This window comes from Devosia faecipullorum, from assembly GCF_015158295.1.
Lineage (GTDB): Bacteria > Pseudomonadota > Alphaproteobacteria > Rhizobiales > Devosiaceae > Devosia > Devosia faecipullorum.
Genome location: NZ_JACDXV010000001.1, coordinates 502,884 through 522,733 on the forward strand (window position 1 = coordinate 502,884; position 19,850 = coordinate 522,733).

General features: G+C 59.7%; 17 protein-coding genes and 1 tRNA gene. 9 read left to right on the forward strand and 9 right to left on the reverse strand.

The genetic code is table 11. The annotated features are described in order from the left end of the window. Positions 1-143: 143 nt before the first annotated feature. Together cysN and cysD are read right to left on the reverse strand one after the other, a co-directional pair. On the reverse strand, positions 144-2,030 hold the full coding sequence (cysN, locus tag H0482_RS02540; RefSeq protein WP_193729067.1) for a sulfate adenylyltransferase subunit CysN: 1,887 nt from the start codon (positions 2,028-2,030) through the stop codon (positions 144-146). Between the two features lie 2 nt (positions 2,031-2,032). Further along, entirely contained in the window at positions 2,033-2,941 is a 909-nt protein-coding gene (gene cysD, locus H0482_RS02545; protein WP_193728439.1) for a sulfate adenylyltransferase subunit CysD, read from the reverse strand. Between the two features lie 310 nt (positions 2,942-3,251). Here cysD and H0482_RS02550 point away from each other — a divergent pair. Further along, a tRNA-Thr gene (locus H0482_RS02550) sits at positions 3,252-3,327 on the forward strand. Positions 3,328-3,436: 109 nt separating this feature from the next. Here the strand turns inward: H0482_RS02550 and H0482_RS16850 are convergent. The 5 genes from H0482_RS16850 to H0482_RS02575 form a co-directional block, all read right to left on the reverse strand. After that, complete coding sequence (locus H0482_RS16850; protein ID WP_193728440.1) at positions 3,437-5,098, reverse strand: GMC oxidoreductase; 1,662 nt, start codon at positions 5,096-5,098, stop codon at positions 3,437-3,439. Positions 5,099-5,289: 191 nt separating this feature from the next. Continuing rightward, positions 5,290-6,456 (reverse strand): glycosyltransferase family 4 protein, encoded by a 1,167-nt coding sequence (locus tag H0482_RS02560; protein ID WP_193728441.1) that lies wholly within the window; start codon positions 6,454-6,456, stop codon positions 5,290-5,292. A gap of 471 nt (positions 6,457-6,927) precedes the next feature. Continuing rightward, a complete protein-coding gene (locus H0482_RS02565; protein WP_193728442.1) occupies positions 6,928-7,473 on the reverse strand; it encodes a transglutaminase-like cysteine peptidase in 546 nt (181 codons plus the stop codon). A gap of 88 nt (positions 7,474-7,561) precedes the next feature. Continuing rightward, entirely contained in the window at positions 7,562-7,936 is a 375-nt protein-coding gene (locus H0482_RS02570) for an EamA family transporter (RefSeq protein WP_193728443.1), read from the reverse strand. Between the two features lie 20 nt (positions 7,937-7,956). Next, positions 7,957-9,045: a UbiA family prenyltransferase gene (locus H0482_RS02575; RefSeq protein WP_193728444.1), complete on the reverse strand. Its 1,089-nt coding sequence runs from the start codon at positions 9,043-9,045 to the stop codon at positions 7,957-7,959. A gap of 330 nt (positions 9,046-9,375) precedes the next feature. Here H0482_RS02575 and H0482_RS02580 point away from each other — a divergent pair, with 330 nt between their 5' ends. The 7 genes from H0482_RS02580 to H0482_RS02610 all read left to right on the forward strand — a co-directional run bounded on the left by H0482_RS02580 (position 9,376) and on the right by H0482_RS02610 (position 16,461). Further along, entirely contained in the window at positions 9,376-10,698 is a 1,323-nt protein-coding gene (locus H0482_RS02580) for a hypothetical protein (RefSeq protein WP_193728445.1), read from the forward strand. 4 nt (positions 10,699-10,702) lie between these two features. Further along, entirely contained in the window at positions 10,703-11,398 is a 696-nt protein-coding gene (locus tag H0482_RS02585) for an HAD family hydrolase (RefSeq protein ID WP_193728446.1), read from the forward strand. A 123-nt stretch (positions 11,399-11,521) separates the two neighbouring features. Next, on the forward strand, positions 11,522-12,298 hold the full coding sequence (gene rfbF / locus H0482_RS02590) for a glucose-1-phosphate cytidylyltransferase (protein WP_193728447.1): 777 nt from the start codon (positions 11,522-11,524) through the stop codon (positions 12,296-12,298). A gap of 41 nt (positions 12,299-12,339) precedes the next feature. Then, on the forward strand, positions 12,340-13,659 hold the full coding sequence (locus tag H0482_RS02595; RefSeq protein WP_193728448.1) for an NAD(P)H-dependent oxidoreductase: 1,320 nt from the start codon (positions 12,340-12,342) through the stop codon (positions 13,657-13,659). Further along, positions 13,656-14,201, forward strand: a complete 546-nt coding sequence (rfbC, locus tag H0482_RS02600) for a dTDP-4-dehydrorhamnose 3,5-epimerase (protein ID WP_193728449.1) — start codon at positions 13,656-13,658, stop codon at positions 14,199-14,201. The genes H0482_RS02595 and rfbC overlap by 4 nt, the downstream gene beginning before the upstream one ends. A 15-nt stretch (positions 14,202-14,216) precedes the next feature. Further along, a complete protein-coding gene (locus H0482_RS02605; protein ID WP_193728450.1) occupies positions 14,217-15,317 on the forward strand; it encodes an NAD(P)/FAD-dependent oxidoreductase in 1,101 nt (366 codons plus the stop codon). Positions 15,318-15,420: 103 nt separating this feature from the next. Continuing rightward, on the forward strand, positions 15,421-16,461 hold the full coding sequence (locus H0482_RS02610; RefSeq protein WP_193728451.1) for an NAD-dependent epimerase/dehydratase family protein: 1,041 nt from the start codon (positions 15,421-15,423) through the stop codon (positions 16,459-16,461). A gap of 582 nt (positions 16,462-17,043) precedes the next feature. Here H0482_RS02610 and H0482_RS02615 read toward each other — a convergent pair. Beyond that, the gene (locus H0482_RS02615) at positions 17,044-18,372 is read right to left on the reverse strand and encodes an O-antigen ligase family protein (protein ID WP_193728452.1); all 1,329 of its coding nucleotides are present in this window, start codon (positions 18,370-18,372) and stop codon (positions 17,044-17,046) included. Positions 18,373-18,469: 97 nt separating this feature from the next. Further along, entirely contained in the window at positions 18,470-19,150 is a 681-nt protein-coding gene (locus H0482_RS02620) for a hypothetical protein (RefSeq protein ID WP_193728453.1), read from the reverse strand. A gap of 183 nt (positions 19,151-19,333) precedes the next feature. On the opposite strand from H0482_RS02620, the gene H0482_RS02625 reads away from it, so the two are divergent. Then, entirely contained in the window at positions 19,334-19,813 is a 480-nt protein-coding gene (locus H0482_RS02625; RefSeq protein WP_193728454.1) for a hypothetical protein, read from the forward strand. Positions 19,814-19,850 lie beyond the last annotated feature (37 nt).

The following is a 19,850-nucleotide window of genomic DNA, read 5'->3' on the forward strand; positions in this document are numbered from 1 at the left end:
CGGGCAATGACGCTAATACGGGGCTTCGAGGGCGCGACGCCAACATTGAAGACAGCCCACAATCTCTCAACTCGTCGTCATTGCCCGGCTCGTCCGGGCAATCCAGCGCCGTCATTCATGGCACGGCAACAGCCCGGAAAATGCTAAAATTTCAACCAGTCATGCAGCTGATCGGCTAGTGCCACCGGCTCGGCTTCGGCTCCATGCAGCACCAGTTCAGGATTGCCCGGCACTTCGAAGGGGGAGTCGATGCCGGTGAAATTCTTGATCTCGCCGGCGCGGGCCCGCTTGTAGAGGCCCTTGGGGTCGCGGGCTTCACACATTTCCAGCGGCGTATCGACATAGATCTCGCTGAAGTCGACGTCGCCGGCAATTTCGCGAGCCAGCCGCCGCTCCTTTTCGAACGGCGAAATGAACGAGACCAGCACGATCAGCCCGGCATCGGCCATCAGCCGGGCGACTTCGGCAACGCGGCGGATATTTTCCACGCGCGCCGCCTCGGTGAAACCGAGATCCTTGTTGAGCCCGTGCCGGACATTGTCGCCATCCAGAATATAGGCATGGCGGCCCTCGGCGGTCAGGCGCTTTTCCAGCAAATTGGCGATGGACGACTTGCCCGACCCCGAAAGCCCCGTGAACCAGACGATCCGGGCGTCCTGCCCCTTCTGCCGCGCCCGGACCTCCCGGTTCACGTCAAAATTCTGATAGGTCAGGTTTTGCGCCCGACGCAGGCCGAATTCGATTGTTCCTGCCCCCAGGGTCGCATTGGACAACCGGTCGATGAGGATGAAACCGCCGGTCACGCCATTGGCGACGTAAGGATCGAAGGCAATCGGCTTGTCGGTGGCGATAGTGACCGTCGCCACCTCGTTGAGATCGATCTTGGTCGCGGCGCTCTGCTCCAGCGTGTTCACATTGGTGCGATATTTGAGATCGGTGATGGTGGCGGGCACCAATTGCGTGCCGATCTTGAGGAGATAGGAGCGCCCCTGAAAGGCGGGCTCGTCACTCATCCAGACCAGCCGCGCCTGAAACTGGTTCGAATAGTCCGGCGTCTCCCCGGCATGGGCCAACACATCGCCGCGCGAAATATCCACCTCCCGGTCCAGCACCAGCGTCACTGCCTGCCCGGCCATGGCCCGGTCGAGATCGCCATCCATGGCGACGATACGCCGGATCACGGCCGGCTTGCGCGAGGAGGCGATCAGCACCTCGTCGCCGACCGCGACGGCGCCGGTCGATATCGTGCCGGAAAACCCGCGAAAATCGAGATCGGGCCGGTTCACCCATTGCACCGGAAAGCGGAATTTCTTCGTGCTGCGATCCTCGGCAACCTCGATGGTTTCGAGATAGGGCACGAGCGGCGATCCCTTGAACCAGGGCGTATTGGGGCTGGGCTTGAGGATATTATCCCCGCGCAAGGCCGAGACCGGCACCGCGGCCAGGCTGGCGAAACCGAGCGGCTCGGCAAAGGCGCGATATTCGGCCACGATGCGCTCGAACAAGGCCTCATCGTAATCTACGAGATCGATCTTGTTGACCACCAGAACCACATGCTTCACCCCGATCAGCGACAGGATGAAGGAATGGCGGCGCGTTTGCGTCAACATGCCCTTGCGCGCATCAATCAGCACCAGAGCCAGATCGGCATTGGACGCGCCGGTTGCCATGTTGCGGGTATATTGCTCATGGCCGGGCGTGTCGGCGACGATGAACTTGCGCTTGCCGGTGGCGAAGAAGCGATAGGCCACGTCGATGGTGATGCCCTGCTCGCGCTCGGCGGAAAGCCCATCCACCAGCAGCGAAAAATCGATCCCCTCCTCGCCTATTGTGCGATTGCGGCTCTCCTGCCTGAGGCTCGCCAATTGATCGTCGAGGACGAGCTGGCTGTCATAGAGCAGCCGCCCGATCAGTGTGGATTTGCCGTCGTCGACCGATCCGCAGGTCAGGAAACGCAGCAGAGACTTGTCCGTCTGCTGCGCCAGCCACAGGTCGAGATCGGGCCTTGCATGGGCAATGGCGACATTCATGCTCAAAAATACCCTTCCTGCTTTTTCTTCTCCATCGACCCCACGGAATCGGAATCGATCAGCCGCCCTTCCCGCTCAGACGTGCGGCTGGCCTGCATTTCCATGATGATCGCGGGCAGGTCGGCGGCGCTGGAGCGCATGGCCCCCGTCAGCGGGTAGCAGCCGAGCGTGCGGAACCGCACCACTTCCTCGCGCACCGTCTCGCCGGGAAGGAGCGGCAGGCGCTCGTCATCCACCATGATCAGCGTGCCGGACCGCTCCACCACCGGGCGCGGACGGGCGAAATAGAGCGGCACAATGGGAATATTTTCGGCGTAGATGTATGTCCACACATCCAATTCGGTCCAATTGGAGATCGGGAAGACCCGCATGCTTTCGCCCGGATTGAGCCGTGTATTGAAGATCCGCCACAGTTCGGGCCGCTGGTTTTTTGGATCCCAGGCATGGCTGGCATTGCGATGGGAAAACACCCGCTCCTTGGCGCGGCTCTTTTCCTCGTCGCGCCGCGCCCCGCCGATCGCCGCATCGTAGCGGCCTGCATCGAGCGCCTGCCTGAGCGCCGCGGTTTTCATGATGTCGGTATAGCGCGACGAGCCGTGGGTGAAGGGATTGATGCCGTCGCGCACGCCATCTCGATTGGTATGGGTGATCAGCTCAAACCCGTATTCATCCGCCATGCGGTCGCGGAAGGCGATCATCTCGCGAAACTTAAAGGTCGTATCCACATGCAGCAGCGGGAACGGGATCCGGCTGGGATAGAAGGCCTTGCGCGCCAGATGCAGCAGCACGCTCGAATCCTTGCCGATGGAATACATCATCACCGGCCGCTCAAAGCTCGCCGCCACTTCGCGCAGGATTTCGATGCTCTCGGCTTCCAGCGCCTGCAAATGCGTCAATCTTGTCTGGGTCACGTCTGTCCGGCCTCACCAGAGCCACGCATTTCGCATGGCACTCTGCGCCGCAAAATACGGCCCGGCAGCCTCCGCCTTCAAGCCGGAAAAGCCCGGAAACACTAGGGTTACAAGGGCTTAAGGCAAATTTGTGCGGCAATGGGTCAAAGGATGTGAAAGCGGACCAAACCGGCGTCGCAGGAGATGGTCAGCAATGCGCGCGCCGCGGCACACAGAGAATAATAGTTCACAGGCCAGACCGATTAGCGGGCCCAAAACCGCAATCGCTGTTGCCGCTACCGCCAAACCGATGCTAAACGCCATTCCCGATGCCGGTATAGCTCAGTTGGTAGAGCACCTGATTTGTAATCAGGGGGTCGCGGGTTCGAACCCTGCTGCCGGCACCACGTTAAAACCCTCGGGAAACCGGGGGTTTTTGCTTTTGGGATTGCGGCGGCGTCCCTTCGAGCGAAACCGCCTCCGACGGTTGCCATTGCTACTTGAAGCAACACCAACTCATATCGCCGCCCGGCGCGGCGGGAACATGGCGCTGGAAAACTCTTCGGCGATCTTGTTGGCGAGGCGCAGGGCCAGCGCCACCAGGGTAATGGTCGGAGAATCGCTGCCGACGGTTGGGAAAACCGAACTGCCGGCAATGAAGAGGTTGCTCATCCCGTGAACCCGGCAATCGGCGTCCACGACACCCTTGCGGGGATCGGCGCTCATGCGCGTCGTTCCCATATGATGCCAGCACCCCACAATGTCGTCCGGCCAGGCAGCCTCGCCTTCATGCGTACCATTCAGCGGATCGATGATTCCGGCCTGCGCCAGCCCGTCCAGCACCAGCCTGGTTTGCCGGGTGAAATTATCGTGATCCTGCTCGGTCAGGCGCCAATCCACCGCGACGCGCGGCAGTCCCAGCGCGTCGCGGCTGCCAGTTAGGGTGATGCGGCTGTCGCGATTGGGCACCGGCTCGAACACCGTTTCAATGGAATAATATTGCCGCGCCCGGGTGGAATTGAAGCGCACATCGGCCACGGTCAGCGCCGTTGTCGGTGCATTCAGGACGAGGGTCGGGATCTGGCTCAGCACATCGCGCAGCACCCGCGAGCGCGGATAGCCGAAATGGCTGCGGCCCGAGATGGCCCGTTGCAGCGCCTTAAGGGCCAGGAACGACTTGGTCAGGTCATTGCTATGGCGCGCAACGAAGTAGGTGCGGGAATTGGAGAGATGAAGCGCACGCTGCATTTCAAATGTGGGGGCCAGGTGAATCTCGATGTCCCGACTGACCTTGCCGCGCCCGGTGTGGATGCGATGCAGCGTCGCATCGTAGAGGGAGCGGAAACGCCTGGCATCGGCCAACCGCAGCCAATGCGATTTCACCCGGGGATGGTCCATATAATATCGCCCCACGACATCATGCTGGTTTCCCACGCCCGCCGGCTGAATCTGGTTCGACATGAGCATAAGACGCGCATTCTCGATGCCGCCGCAGGCCAGCGTGAAATATCTTGCATGTACCGAAAAACGCTTGTTGTTGAGCGTCGCCACCTCCATCGACTCCACGTTCGCCCCGCTGTCATCGGTCACGATCCGCGTGGCATTGGCGAACAGGAAGACCTTGAGATTGGGAAGCGCGTTCAGCTTCGCGCGATATTGCATGCCGAACCGGGTCGGCGGGCTGAGCTGGCTCAGCACATTCTGGAGCCCCGTGCCATCGAGCGGCAGGAGATCGGCATGGCGCGACGCTATGGAATGGGCCCACTCGGAAAGCCCATAGCCCACTTCAGGCAATTGCAGCCATTGCTGGGACTTGGCATAGCTGGGGGCCAGCACCGACTTGGTGATCGGCCAGCCGCTATCGGGTATCCAGGGGCGGTCTTCGAAGTCGATATCATCGAGCGGTCGACACCAGCCCCCCCAGCAATTGGTGCTGCCGCCGAGATAGCGGCTGCGGGTTTCCTCCAGATGTTCCCGCGCCAATCCGAGATTTTCACCGGCATAAAGCTGTTGGGTCAGCGGGTCGGGCAACAATCCCCCGCCTTCGAGAAGGACAACGCCGAAGCCGCGCTCTGCTAGTTCGATCGCCAATGCTATTCCGGCTGCGCCACCGCCGACGATACAATTGTCGGTGGAGATGGTTTCGTCCTGGGCCAACTGCCTTGCGTCAACGATCACGACGATGCCTCGCCAATAACGTCCGATATGGAAACCTGCGTGAGATCCAACAAAGAACAACTCGCATCGCTCACAGTTTTCGCGACACCGAACACGAGTCTACATTTCTATCTATGGGATTATTCTGGATAAAAATATGACCGACGCTCAATAGTGTAAATAACTATTTTTAAACATTGCGATCAGAAGAGTTATATCCCTGTGCCAATTGAAGGATTTACGCTTTTGTACACAGAAAACGTTTTGCGACCGACCTCTGGCCAATTGAACATTTTCAGCAATTCCGCCCAATCGCGGCCATTTTTGATTGCATCGCCATCCGCCAGAGCTTCGGCAAGCTTGCGACTCAGATCCGCGATGTCCCCGACCTTGTGATAGTTCTGCGCGGGCAGGCCCACATCGAGATTGGCCGCGATGGCGCTGGCAATCACGTTCCGCCCAAAAGACATGGCTTCCAGAAGGGCGATGGGCAATCCTTCATGGCTCGAGGGCAAGGCGAAAACGCCCGCATGACTGTAGAACTGATGAAGCGCCTCCCCCGTCAGCACGCCGGTCATGATCACATTGGAAACTTGCCGCGCGCGCGCCAAGACGGCATCCGCATAGGACGATGCGTGATCCGAACCGCCGACCAAAGCAAGTCGCACCCGGGACGGTGGCAATTTCGAGAATGCTTCTATGAGATCGAGATGCCGCTTTTCCGGAACCAGCCGGCTGACGGTGAGAACATATTCTCCCGGCACCAGTCCGAACCGTTCGAGTTCAGTGGCTTGAGCGCTGGGAGAATGCGGGCGCACGCCATTGGGAATATATTCGAAGTGCCGCCCGTAGCGGTTTTCCAGCCGCTTTGCCAGGCTGGACGAGACGCATATGCGCGCATTGGCGAACATTGCCTGGCACCATTCGCCCAGCCGTAGCGCAGCCGCGGCGATGATGCCCCACTTCTCCCGGTTGTAATCCTCGCCATGATGCGTGGTAACGACCTTGAGGCCCGCCAGCCGCAGAAACGGCACAACCAGGCTCGGCCCAATGGCATGGACATGCACAATGCGCGGCCGTTGGACCAATGCAAAGATGCTCACCAGCACGCTGTGCACCACCGCCTCCCAGTTCTGTCCCAGTGGTGCCCAGAACGGGACGAAAAGGGTCGATTTCCCGCGACCGCCGCCCTGATTGGCGAACCGGGAGCGCGTGGCAACAAGAATGGAAAGCCCCAATCCATCCAGTTCCTGCACCAGATTGTCGACATGGGCTTCAACCCCGCCCTGGCCATTCCCGATGCTCCGCAGCCCGAACATCAGTACGTCCGCCTTCTTGCGGCCTGAGGAGGTTAAAGCTCTGTCGCCAACGTCAGTCATTGCCGCCCTCCGCTTCCACCGCCAGGCACAAGGGCCGACGACGCGGCGATCGCGTGGTGAAGCGTTGCAATCATCAAGCACGCTAGTATTGGCGTCGGCTCATTTCGCGCCGGCATCCCAATGGAACAAAGGCATCGGCCAGACGCCTGCCACAAGCAGCAATGCAAATGACCGTTCGGTCAAGACTTGATACCCGCCGGCAATCACCGATGTATACTACATCATTATCAGTTGATTGCAGATTTTTTATCATAATAAAACACGATGTTCAGTCACATTCTTTCGAAATTGACATCGTGCTTGATGCAAAGAGGGCATCAGAGAATAGAAAGCCTCTGGATCGAAATTGTCAGGCGGCCACAAGCAGTAACTACTATTGCAAAAGCAGGCTGATTAGCGGATCGATTTGATATGCAGGTGCATGGGGAACATTCCACTGACTGCCCAAAAGAGCCGGCCTTGCCAAAGCCTTTACTGGATTTTTTGCCAGTTCCGGCCATTGGCACCGGCAATGGCAATCCAATGCAAGCCGGTTTCATCCCAGTTTTTGATGTGTGACGTCAGATTGTCGAGCACAAGGTCGCCGACATCGGTTCGCACGACGACCACTGCGTGCCACTCCCCGTCCCCGGTCTTCGCCATGGCAATGCGCACGGCGCTGGCGGCCACGCCATGCCGGATGAGCGCAAGGCGCTTGGCCAGCGCATATTCCTCGCAATCGCCCTGGCTCACCCCGACGGACCAGACATCCTTGCGGTCGGAGCGAGGACTGATCGCGCGATTGACCTGGCTATTGATCGATTGCAGCAAGGTTACGAGCTGGTCCGTGTGACGAACCTCGCTGGCTCCGCCGCCGCGACAATGCGGCGGATTGGAAAGGCAGAATACCTGATAGCCCAGGGGCGCGTTGGCGCTGCCCTGCAAGGTCATGCGGGCGCGCCCGACATCGGCGCTGACCGAAGCAGTCAGGCCAAGAGAAAAAAGCGCCGCGAACAATAAAACCAGACGTCGCCCCATGAGGCTTACCTCCACCAGGTAAGCCTAATTTGCGCCAAACTCGTTTATCGAAAGTTTCCACGCCGGTTTTCGCCAGAGCGGAACTCCATCAACTGCGGCTGAGAAAGATTATGCCAATTCCAACGAAGACGATGCCGATCACCCGGGCAAGAGTGACTGCTTCGCCCAAGACCAGGACACCAAACCCCAGTGTGATCAGAAACCCAATCCCCACAAACGGATAGGCCTGACTGACGTCAATTCGCGCCAGCACCAGCAGCCAGACCACCGCCCCCATCGCATAGAGGGCAAGTCCGAGAAAGACCATTGGCGAGAGGCTAACGGCAACGAGCTTCTGCATCAGGTCGTCACCGTCGAGGGCACGCTGGACGATTGGGCCGGCCATGCCGCGCTTGAGGGCAACCTGGGCCAGGGCGCTGATCGTTACACTGACCAGGATCAGCAGGAAAATGCGCAACGTCATGGCGATCTATTGCCTCTCGACTACCAGGAAAGACGCGCCAGGACGACGCAGACCAGTGTCATTGCGCCGATGATCCAGGAGACGCGGTCCCTGGCGGCGAAGACGATGGGATCATCCGTCATGCGGCCATGCAAGGTCTTGTGCCATAGCTTCAATTGCCAGAACAGCATCATCGGCACAATAAGCCAGAGACGGACCGGCTCGACATAGACCAGCCCTACAGCGTCGCTGTCGAGATAAAGCGCCAGCACCAAAGCCGCACCGAAAGAACTGGCAATGCCTGCGGACATGAGCAGGGGTTGATCGATCTGTTTGTAGCCACGGCGCTTCAACTTGTCGGCCGTGGTGCCCACCAGTTCCGCCATGCGCTTCATCAGCGCCAGACCGAGAAACAGGAATACCGAAAATGCCAGCAGCCAGACCGAAGGGCTCTGGCCCGACATTTCACCACCACCAAACAGCCTTACGGTATACAGCGCGGCCAGCGCGAACACGTCAAAGAATGTCCGCTTTTTCAGGTCCAGCGAATAGCTGATGGACAGCACGGCATAGAGCAGCAGATAGGGCAGTCCGCCCGCAACGAGGGCCGTCACGATGCCGGCGCCGAGCAGGACCGGCGCCATCACGAAACCCCAGACAACCGGCAAGGCGCCTGAGGCAAATGGGCGAAGCCGCTTGCGAGCATGGAGGCGGTCTGCCTCCAGGTCACTGAGATCATTGAGAATATAGATGGCCGAGGCGGTAAGCGAAAAGGCGATGAATGCAAGGCCGGCATAGAACCAGGCCGACAGATTGTTATATTCGCCCGACACCAGCAGCGGCACGAAGACGAGGACATTTTTGACCCATTGATGTGGGCGAATGGCGCGCATCGCCGCCTTGAGCCGATCAGTCGGCTTTGGCCGGGACACCTGAACCGGTACGGCCCCAACAGGCTCCCCGGTTCCGCCGGCACGGACCACATCATCGAACAGGCCGAGATGGTCGCTGGCGCGCCGGGCCAGGTCGAGATCGCCTCGCGTCACCAGCACAATCCTCTGGCCCCGCGCCTTGGCCTCCCGCGCCTGCCCGAGCACCTCCTGCCGCCAGGGCAAAATCGAAAAATCCATGGCGCATTCGCGTGACAAGTCCTCCCATCGGCCAAGTAGAAGCCGCGGGATATTGCGCGGCTGTCCGCTGATGGAGGCGAGAACTGCTTCATGAATGAGAGAATTGGGGAGCAGGTCGCGCTCGAGGTCTATGCGGAGTGCCGGCTGAGCGTCCTGATCGTTGACAGTCGACGTCGCATCTACAAAGTCAACCACCTGCCGTCTCCAAGTTAACTTGTGCAAGACGAATATATGGAATTTTTTTAATCAGGTCGATAATTATGAGGCTAGCAGATCGACCAGAATACAATAACCTCGATTGTCAAACGCAGTGCCGCCTAGGATTAGCCCATGGCCACGGATCGAAACGGAATGCACCGCACCTTCAATATTGCTTTGCTGACTGCCCTACTCGTGCTGGCAACTGCCGTGAGCTTCCAGGCATCGTATTATATTGGAGATAACCTCTATCATATGCCATTTACATCGCTGGATGCGTCAGAGGATATCTGGTTTGATTCAGACACAAGATCCGTTGTGTCAAACATGACTGATATTACGCGCCATCATTGGACATTATACAAGCACCCAATGTTCTCCGGTATTGCATTTCCTGTAACCCAAGCCGTTGCAGCAATTGTTGGCGATACTCTTTTGGCCGTACACATAGTCTACGCCGCCAACGCACCAATAACCGTTTTACTTTTGTGGCTTTTGCTCGCCCGCCTCGGCGTGGCAAGCATGGACCGCGCACTGCTCTGCCTGCTGTTCATCGCCTCAAGCACAATGCTGTTCTGGTATTCTGTACCGGAGACTTTTCCGTTCGGCGCCAATACCCTGCTCATTGCGCTGCATGCCGCCATATCAGGCAGGCCGCAATCGCGGCTCGGTTATCTCGGCCATGCGCTTGCCAGCCTTGCGACCTTCAGCATGACCATCACCAATTGGGTCGCGGGCATGATCGCGACTGCTACTGCTTTCAGCATGCTCGACCGCCCGCTTCGCACCCTCTCGGAACTGATGCGCGGCCGACCGGAGCAATGGGTCAGGTTGAAATCCGTCTTCTTAATCACCGCCAGCGTCCTCGCCGTGGCCGTGCCCATCGCCTTGCTTCAGAACGAGATTTTCGGCGAAGCCTCGGTATTTTTCTATCCGCCACACCTGCTGAATGAGACCGAGTTCATGTTCGACTATCGGTTCTCGAACCCGTTTATGCGACCGTTTGTGATGCTCCTGAGCCCAATCGTTGTCGGCACGGTGGAAACCTGGCACGACGGCACAAGATTGATGGCCGACAACTTCATCCCCGGCACCTGGTATGGCCTGATTGCCCTGGGCCTCTGGATTGCACTCCTGCTGGGCGGATTGTGGACAGCGCTCAACCAGTTTCGCGATCCATCCCGCGATGATGCCCCAGCGCGGCGTCTGGCCATTGCCGCGTCGCTCTCCCTGCTCTTCATGATCGTGCTGCACTTGGTCTTCGGCTATCTCATCTTCCTCTATGTGCCGCACACGCTCCCCTATGTTCTATCGATCGTGGGCCTGCTCTTCCTGACGCCGGCGCGCAATCCGGCGCGCATCCTCACCATCGCCCTCATCGTCTTCGCCCTGATCCACAACCTCGAAACCTTGCGGGCCTCAGTGGCGTTTATCGACACGCTGTTGCCGGGATAGGCCGATGGACGGGATTGCACGCTGGGACGATTGTCGGATCGTCGTCTTCGACATCGACGGAACGCTCTATGATCTCGCGCCGATGCGCCTGCATATGGCCGCCATGGTCGGCTGGCAGGCGATTGCCACGCTGGATCCGAAACTGTTTCGCCTGATTTCAACCCTGCGTCGGCGCCGCGAAGAACTGGCCGAGAAAGAAACAGCAGATTTTGAAGCCGTGCTGGTCGCCGACGTCGCCGCATCCATGGGGCGCAGCGAGGCAGCGATCCGCATTGCCCTCAGCGATTGGTTCGACCGCCGCCCCCTGCCCTATCTCAAGCGCTATCGCGTGCCCGGCGCGCAAGAACTGTTCCTGGCATTGCGCCAGCGAGGCATCCAGATTGGCGTGCTGTCGGACCATCGCGCCGTCGACAAGCTCACCGCGCTGGGCCTGTCTGCCGACCTCGTGCTATCGGCGGTCGATCCGGAGATCGGCGTACAGAAGCCCCACGCCAAGGGCCTGCTGACCTTGCTCGACCGCGCAGGACGGCATCCTGCCGAAGCCATCATGATCGGCGATCGCCTCGACCGCGACGGCGCGATTGCCCGGCGCGCCGGGACCGGCCTGCTTCTACGCGGGACCGGCCCTGACGCCAATTTCCAGCGCTTTACCGATCCGATTTTCCATCCCGTCCTGGAAGCAACGCCCGGCGCGCTATAAATCTCCAAGTTGATTGCAATAAATTCGTGATAATTCAGAGCATTTGACTTAGACTAACTTGTGATAACTTGGAACACACAAGACAACGAAGATCAAAGCAGGTCCATTCACGGAGTTTGCGGAATGAAAGTTGCGTTGCTCGCCGGAGGGTTCGGGACGCGCCTGAGTGAGGAGACTTCCATCCGCCCCAAGCCCATGGTCGAAATCGGCGGCATGCCGATCATGTGGCATATCATGAAGATGTACGCCCATTACGGCCTCAAGGATTTCGTGGTGCTGGGCGGCTACAAGGTCGATTTCATCCGCGACTATTTCTACAATTTCCGCGCCCGCCAGAACAATTTCACCATCGACCTGAGCAGCGGCAAGACCGAATGGCTGGAGGCGGCGGGGGAAGACTGGCGCGTCACAATTCTCGATACCGGCGCCGAGTCCATGACCGGCGGCCGCATCCGCCGCGCCCGCAAATATCTCGAAGACGACACTTTTTGCCTGACCTATGGCGACGGTCTCAGCGACGTAAACATCGACAAGCTGCGCGAAGCCCACAAACAGGGCGGCGGCTGGTGTACCATGACGGCGGTAACCCAGCCGGGTCGCTATGGGGCGCTGAAGCTCGATCCCAGCATGACAAAGGTCGAAGGTTTTCGGGAAAAGGGCGCTGCGGATGGCGGCCTGATCAATGGCGGCTTCTTCGTTTGCGAGCCCGACGTGTTCAGCGTCATCGACGATGACCTGACCACCTGGGAACAGCAGCCCATGGACCGCATGGTCGAAATGGACAAGCTGCGCGCCTATCATCATGACGGCTATTGGCAAAGCATGGATTCCCTGCGCGACAAGCAGGTGCTGGAAAGCCAATGGTCAAAGGGCGCGCCCTGGAAACTCTGGTCCAACTAAAGCATCGGGCCCGGCCCCCGCGAGCAGTTTGGAAGAATGGCATGATCATTGTCGACACCGCATTGGCCAAGGCAGAAGCAGAAGGACGCCCCATCCGCGTGGCCTTGATCGGCGCGGGCTTCATGGGGAAAGGCGTGGCGCGCAACATCCTGACGGCCAGCAAGGGCATCCGTCTGGCCGGAATTGCCAGCCGCCAGCTCGAGCCGGCTTTCGAAGCCTACCGGTCCTGTGGCCGCGAGCCTGTCGCCTGCGGCAAACAGCGCGAGATCGAGGCAGCCATCGCCTCCGACACGCCACTGGTCACTGAGGACGCAGTTTCCCTTGCCCGGGCCGATGGCATCGACCTGGTCTTCGAGATCACCGGCTCCATCGAGCACGCCGCCAACGTGGTGCAGGCGGCCATCGAGGCCGGCAAGCACGTCGTGCAGATGAACGCCGAACTCGACGGGACCGTCGGCCCCATCCTCAAGCGCAAGGCGGACGCGGCGGGCGTTATCTATTCCTTCTCCGATGGCGACCAGCCGGGCGTGGAGATGAACCTTTTCCGCTTTGTCACGGGCCTCGGCGTCCGGCCAGTGCTCTGCGGCAACGTCAAGGGCTTGCACGACCCACGCCGCAATCCAACCACCCAGGAAGGTTTCGCCAGGAAGTGGGGCCAGAAGCCGGCAATGGTCGCCAGTTTTGCCGACGGCACCAAGATTTCCTTCGAACAGGCCGTGGTTGCCAACGGCACCGGCATGCGCGTGGCGCGCCGGGGCATGCTGGGCCCGGATTATTCCGGCGGCGATCCGAACGCGCCGCTCGTTCAGCTCGACGACACGATAAAATCCTTTGCCGCAACGCTCGACGCCCATCTCGCTGCCGGTGGTCCCGGCATTGTCGATTATGTGGTCGGAGCCCGCCCCGGCCCAGGCATCTTCGTCATCGGCACCACCGACGATCCGTTTCAGCAGCAGCGTCTCAACCTCTATAAGCTCGGCGCTGGCCCCTATTACTGCTTTTACACGCCCTATCATCTCTGCCACTTCGAAGCGCCTGCCTCCATCGGCCGTGCCGCCCTGCTCCATGATGCCGTGCTTGCGCCCAGGGCCGGACCGGAAGTGGGCGTGATCGCGATTGCCAAGCAGGATCTCAATGCTGGCGACGAGATCACCGAATTCGGCGGCTATCACTGCTATGGCGTCGCCGAAAACCATTCGGTGATCCGCAGCCAGAACTTGCTGCCCATCGGGCTGGCCATCGGCGCCAGGGTCAACAAAGCCATTGCCCGGGATACGCCGCTGACCTGGGCCGATGTCGATATTCCCCCCGGCCGCACCGTCGATGCCCTCTACGCCGAACAGGAACGGGTATTCGCATGATCTTTCATGAAACCACGCTCAAGGATGCCTGGCTGATCGAGTTGCAGCCGCGCGGCGATGATCGCGGCATGTTTGCCCGCACCTTCTGCCGCGACGAGTTTGCGGCGCACGGCATGGAAACGAATTATGTGCAGCAGAACATGTCGGTGTCGGCGTTCAAGGGCACGCTGCGCGGCATGCATTTTCAGCGCCAGCCCCATGCCGAGGTCAAAGTCATTCGCTGCGTGCGCGGCGCAATCCTCGATGTCATCGTCGATATGCGCTCCGATTCACCGAGCTATCTCAAACATGAGGGCTTCGAATTGAACGCCCAGAACCGCCGTCAGCTTTACGTGCCGCGCGGTTTTGCTCACGGCTTCATGACGCTGAGCGATGATGTGGAAGTCACCTATCTGGTATCGGCGCCCTATACGCCCACCGCCGAAGGTGGTCTGCGCTACGACGATCCCAAACTTGCAATTTCCTGGCCGCTCGACGTCACGACGATCTCCGACAAGGACGCCGCCTGGCCGTTCCTCACCGAAACGCCGCCCGCAATCTAGCATCGGAGTTGGGGCATGAGCGCGATCGTCATTGGCGCCGGGATCATCGGCCTCGCCATCGGGCGAGCCTTGGCGATGGCCGGCCACGACACGTTCATCCTCGACGGCGAAGCGGATTTCGGCACCTGGACCAGCGCCCGCAATAGCGAAGTCATTCACGCCGGGATCTACTATCCCAAGGGGTCGATCAAGGCGCGCCTTTGCGTTGAGGGCAAGTCGAGGCTCTACGCCTATTGCATCGAGCGCGAGGTGCCGCACCGCAATTGCCGGAAACTCATCTTTGCTGCCGATGCCAGCCAGTCGGCAAAGCTGGACGAGATCGCCGCCAGTGCGCAGGCCGCCGGGGTCACGGACCTTACGCGCTTCACGGGCGCGGACGTGCGCCAGCTGGAGCCGGCATTGGCTTGCCACGAGGCTTTATTGTCCCCTTCGACCGGGATCATCGATTCCCACGCCTATATGCTGGCGCTGCTGGCCGACGCCGAGACCCATGGCGCTCAACTGGTTTGCCGCACCAAGGTAGACCGCATCGTTCGACGGGGTGGCGAATGGCTCGTCTATGCCAATGGCGAAAGCCAACCCGCCGCCATTACGGACCTTGTGGTCAATGCCGGTGGGCTGGGCGCGCAGCAGCTCGCCGGCAACATCGAAGGGCTGGACCCTGCGACCATCCCGCCCCTTCATTTGGCCAGAGGGGTGTATTTCAGCTATGCTGGCGCATCCCCTTTCCAGCACCTGATCTACCCGATCCCCGAGCACGGCGGGCTGGGCACCCATCTCACCATGGATCTGGCCGGACAAATCCGCTTCGGGCCCGATGTCGAATGGATTTCAGAAATCGACTATCGGGTCGATCCCAACCGGCACGCCAAATTCGTCGCCGGAGCGCGGCAGATCTGGGCCGATATTGACCCAACCAAGCTCCGCCCCGCCTTTGCCGGCATCCGCCCCAAGCTCTCCGGACCGGGCGAACCAGCCGCCGATTTCTCCATCATGGGACCGGCGGATCACGGCGCCCCCGGCCTGGTCAATCTCTTCGGCATTGAATCCCCGGGACTGACAGCATCTCTTCCCATTGCGGACCTGGTACTCGAAAAACTGGCCACCAACATTTGAGAAACAACAGCAACTGTGCTTTATCAAATAGATATTTGCGGACTTCATTTTTGCGATAATCTCGACAAACAGGTGGCTGAACCTTAAAAACACGGAGCAAGACATGCGGATATTGATTGTCGGCAATATGGGGTATGTTGGTCCTGTCGTCGTACGGCACCTGCGCAAGGCGCATCCCGGCTACGTGATCGACGGTTTCGACACCGCCTTTTTCGCTCATTGCCTGACCGGGGTCTCGCAGGTTCCCGAGCGCAATCTCGACCATCAATTCTATGGCGATGTCCGAAATGTATCGCCGGACCTCGTCGCGGGCTACGACGCGGTCGTGGAACTGGCCGCCATTTCCAACGACCCCATGGGCAATCGCTATGCGGCAGTGACCGAGGCGATCAATCAGAAGGCCTCGGTCGGCATCGCCGAAGCCGCAGCCAGGGCCGGGGTGCGCAATTTCGTGTTCGCGTCGAGCTGTTCGGTCTATGGAGTCGCAGTCGGGCCGGCCCGCAAGGAAGGCGATCCGCTCAATCCGGTGACAGCCTATGCCAAGTCCAAGGTCGGCACCGAAATTGAGCTGGCAAAGCTCGACGGCAACATGGTTGTCACCAGTCTTCGCTTCGCCACCGCCTGCGGCATGTCCGATAGACTTCGCCTTGACCTCGTGCTCAACGATTTCGTTGCCTGCGCCCTGAGCGAGAAACGCATCACCGTGCTCAGCGACGGCACGCCGTGGCGGCCGCTGATCGACGTGGCGGACATGGCCCTCGCCATCGACTGGGCGATCCATCGCCGGCCCGATATTGGCGGCCGCAACCTGGTGATCAATGCTGGTTCAGATGACCGGAATTATCAGGTGCGCGACCTGGCCCATGCCGTTGCCGCCGCAGTCCCCGGCACCGAGGTCAACATCAATACCGATGCGCCGGCGGACAGTCGCTCATATAAGGTCGATTTTGGGCTTTACGCCGCGCTTGCCCCGAAGCATCAGCCGCGCGTGACGCTGGCCCAGTCCATTGCGAGGCTCAAAGATGGCATGGAGGCGATGGGGTTCGTCGACGCCGATTTCCGCAATTCCCAACTGATCCGGCTCAAGGTGCTGGAGCGCCACGTCAATGGCGGAGCGCTCTCCGATGACCTTTACTGGGCATAGAGCCGAACAAGCTCACTACGGCCGGCCGGTCGCTTGCACCGCACACAGCCACATCATCCTAGCGCCGCGATTTGTCGAAATCGTGAACAGGCTCGTGGTGATCGCATTCGGCAACAGTGACTTCGAGGGGCGCTGTGGCCTTCGCCCTGGACTTCCGATCCGCCGTTGTCGACGAGGTTCTGGCCCGCCCATGAGCCGCTACTGCAAGTGCGATCACATTGAACGCGATCAGGCCGGCCAGGCCTTCAGCGGTTGATGCCCAGGTCCAGCCCCACACGGCCTGTGCGGCGCAAATCACAAAGACAATAATCCCTCCCAGCATCCATATCAGCGGAGTTGGTCTGAGCCCAACCACGATGCCAGAAGCGGCAGCTGCAATTATTGCGAACATTGTGTGCCTGATCACATCAGTCAAAATTCCTGCGCAACCTAGCCATGATTGGCAACAAAACCGAGGCGAGTTTGCGGATATTCTGTGGATATTGCGATTTTCGGCGTCACATCAGGCGGGGAGGATCGTCGCTGGCCCGCTCCTCCGAACAATGTTCCGCCCTGAATATACTTGGAAATAGCTTCTAAACCTTAGCTTTTCGTACGCTCGAGCTTGACGGCGGCCGCAAAGCCCAAAGCGATTAGCGCAAGAAAAACAATAGTATTCGCCTGTATCTCAAGGCTGAAATCAAAGATGGAATGTACGGCGCCGACCACAATCACTCCGAGCGCCACCGTCTTTGAGCGCCAAGCCCGACGGCTTTTGAACAGCGAGGTCAGCAGGCGCACGGCCATGATGGCAATCAACACCAGCGGAATGGAGCCGGCAACAAGGCCCAGTTCGACCCACAGCGACAGATAGGTGTTGTGCGCCTTGTCCCAGAGAGCGTCGCCGCTGACCGGCAATTCGTGCACCAGGGGAAAGGCATGGGCGAAGGCGCCACCGCCAAAGCCAGTAAGCGGCCGCTGGGCGATGAGCTGAAGCACCTGTTCATAAAGCCCGAGGCGCACTTCCAGGGACCGTTCCAGCGATCCGACACGATCCAGCAGCCCGTCGCCATAAAAGATCAACATGCCAACAACGGCGAATGTGCCTAGCAAAAGCAGGATGATGGCCCATCGCGCAAACCGCAGGCTGACGCCGATGGCCAGGCCGATCACCGTCAATGCGCCGGCCACACTGGCGACAAAGCCCATTCTGGACTGCGTGGACACGATGGCAGCGAGGATCAGGAGCAGCGCCGCTCCATAGAGAAGCCAGGCCGGCATGACCCGCCGAAACGGCTCCCTGTCCTCTCCCTGCTCCACCCAATATCGGACGATGTCGATCAGCTGGGTCAAGGCCAGCACGGCGCCGAAAGCCAGAAAGGTCGCAAATGAATTTCGATTGACAAACGTCCCCGTCGCCGACCCCAGATAGGCCCATTTCTGAAAGCCGAGTATGGTATCGCCCATGCGCAGCGACATCAGGCCGATCAGCGCATAAATTGTGATGATGACGAGCATGACATCCAGCACCCGCCCGCGCTGGCTGTCGCTGGCGCCCACCTGCACCATCAGGAAATAGAACACCGCATAAGTGAGCTGACGGAGCAGCATCAATATGGTTTCGCCAGGCGCCAGCGATATGGTGCGCGGCACCAGGTCCAGCCCTTCGAGACCGGCACTCGCCAAGCCTCCCAGCATGGGTCCGATGGGCAGGATCTGGACGATCAGGAACAGCATAAAGACGCAAAAAAGCACGACCTGCACGCCCATCTGGCTGAGCGGCACGGCGGGATGTCGCACTTTGATGAGGTTGGAAATCACCCACAAGAGCAGGATTATGCCCATCACGCAGGCCGTCAGACCCCAGAAAAACGGGCGATTGCTGGCCAGGGGCAATGGCACCAGGGCAATGACGGCCAGCAGCATGCGCATTTGCGCTCGGCTGGAGCGCCGGCCTGTCCTGCGGCCTCTCGGCCGCGGATCGCGTGGACCTGCCGACGGCTCCGGCGACAAATCGTGTGCGCTCATCCTAGTGCCCCGCCTCCTCCGTCACCAACCGCACCCGACGTTCGAACTTTTCGCGAGTCACCTCCGGACGGGTGGCGATCACCGACGCAATGCGATCCTGGGAGGTTGGTGATGCCACGAAAATCCGCGCCAGTTTGAGAAGACCGGCATCGTTGTCGGTGAGCAGAAGCATATCCGCCCTATTTCCTGCCCTAAGGTCGTCCGTCAATTGATCGTAATATTGTTCAAATAGCGAAATACGCATTTCGGCGACCCATTGCTCGTTGGGCGCCGAGCGCAGCGATCGCAGCATACGGGAGTTGAAGGCGGGCCAGTCCCTCATCTGGGCCGCCGCGATAGCGCCGGTCAGCCACGCAATCGACAGGGTCGGCTGGATGGCCGCAAAGCTGTCGCTCAGCGCTAGGCAGTTGCTATAGACGGAGCTGCGAATGGCTGAGGGTTGGAGGCGCACCTCCAGTGACAAGGTCGCCCGACGGCAATCCGCCAGCGCCAGCTCGCGCGACGACGTCGACAGACCGTAGTCGATCCGCCCGGCGGCGATCTCTTGTACGCGCCATTCCACGGGGCTCTCGGAGGCGAGAAACGGCTTAAATTCCAACTGCATCGTCAGCAGGCCGCCTAGGCACAGCACCAATCCAACGATGATCAGGACGAAATTCGCGGTGATCCGAAGCGTGCCCATGCCGTCTCTAGTTGTTGCGCTCGCTGGCGCATTGAATACGGCGCCTAGTATTGAGATCATGGTGCCGGCGCCTATTTCCCGACCCTATATGAACATCTATCAATTATTAACTATTAAATTGACGCCGCATCGAAGCAAACGTATAATTTTTATTGCGGCACTATTTTTGAATGGTCCAGTAAGATGTACAAAGCGCTTCACCTCGCGACCGCGTTTGCAGTGCTCGGAACCCTTCAGATGGTTCCTGCTCATGCGGCAACTTATGACTCCGCAATCAAGCAATGTCGGCTCGTCGCCCAGGAGGAGGCGAGCCTGGAGAATTTGGAAGACAATCGATACCGAGGCTATTGCATTGCAGCCACGGCAGATTATCTCGCCAGCCTGCCAAGCTTCCGGCTTCCGCAAATCGTAGTTGGAGAAGAGCTGGCGACATATGTCGTGCTTCTTACCCAATTGCTCAATGAGCGTGTTTGCGGCCCCGAGAGCGAAATTCCGCGCGCCATCGCCATGGCCGCCAATGCGTCTAAGGACAAGGAGCAGGCCGAACAGATGCGTCTGATCGCCCGCGCATTGTCGAGTTGCGACATAACGGCGACAGCAGCGATAAGACGGCCCGTGCTGACATTCGACGAATCCAATAGCCTCCCCGCCAGCCCGAACTGAACGCATAGCAACAACGCGCTCCTGCATCTTGTACCGT

Bases quoted from the DNA above. Each gene is read 5' to 3' on its own strand.
- cysN (WP_193729067.1), bottom strand. From the start codon at position 2,030: ATGAATGTCGCCATTGCCCATGCAAGGCCCGATCTCGACCTGTGGCTG.
- H0482_RS02560 (WP_193728441.1), bottom strand. From the start codon at position 6,456: ATGACTGACGTTGGCGACAGAGCTTTAACCTCCTCAGGCCGCAAGAAG.
- H0482_RS02565 (WP_193728442.1), bottom strand. From the start codon at position 7,473: ATGGGGCGACGTCTGGTTTTATTGTTCGCGGCGCTTTTTTCTCTTGGC.
- H0482_RS02570 (WP_193728443.1), bottom strand. From the start codon at position 7,936: ATGACGTTGCGCATTTTCCTGCTGATCCTGGTCAGTGTAACGATCAGC.
- H0482_RS02575 (WP_193728444.1), bottom strand. From the start codon at position 9,045: ATGGATTTTTCGATTTTGCCCTGGCGGCAGGAGGTGCTCGGGCAGGCG.
- H0482_RS02580 (WP_193728445.1), top strand. From the start codon at position 9,376: ATGGCCACGGATCGAAACGGAATGCACCGCACCTTCAATATTGCTTTG.
- H0482_RS02585 (WP_193728446.1), top strand. From the start codon at position 10,703: ATGGACGGGATTGCACGCTGGGACGATTGTCGGATCGTCGTCTTCGAC.
- rfbF (WP_193728447.1), top strand. From the start codon at position 11,522: ATGAAAGTTGCGTTGCTCGCCGGAGGGTTCGGGACGCGCCTGAGTGAG.
- H0482_RS02595 (WP_193728448.1), top strand. From the start codon at position 12,340: ATGATCATTGTCGACACCGCATTGGCCAAGGCAGAAGCAGAAGGACGC.
- rfbC (WP_193728449.1), top strand. From the start codon at position 13,656: ATGATCTTTCATGAAACCACGCTCAAGGATGCCTGGCTGATCGAGTTG.
- H0482_RS02605 (WP_193728450.1), top strand. From the start codon at position 14,217: ATGAGCGCGATCGTCATTGGCGCCGGGATCATCGGCCTCGCCATCGGG.
- H0482_RS02610 (WP_193728451.1), top strand. From the start codon at position 15,421: ATGCGGATATTGATTGTCGGCAATATGGGGTATGTTGGTCCTGTCGTC.
- H0482_RS02615 (WP_193728452.1), bottom strand. From the start codon at position 18,372: ATGCGCATGCTGCTGGCCGTCATTGCCCTGGTGCCATTGCCCCTGGCC.
- H0482_RS02620 (WP_193728453.1), bottom strand. From the start codon at position 19,150: ATGGGCACGCTTCGGATCACCGCGAATTTCGTCCTGATCATCGTTGGA.
- H0482_RS02625 (WP_193728454.1), top strand. From the start codon at position 19,334: ATGTACAAAGCGCTTCACCTCGCGACCGCGTTTGCAGTGCTCGGAACC.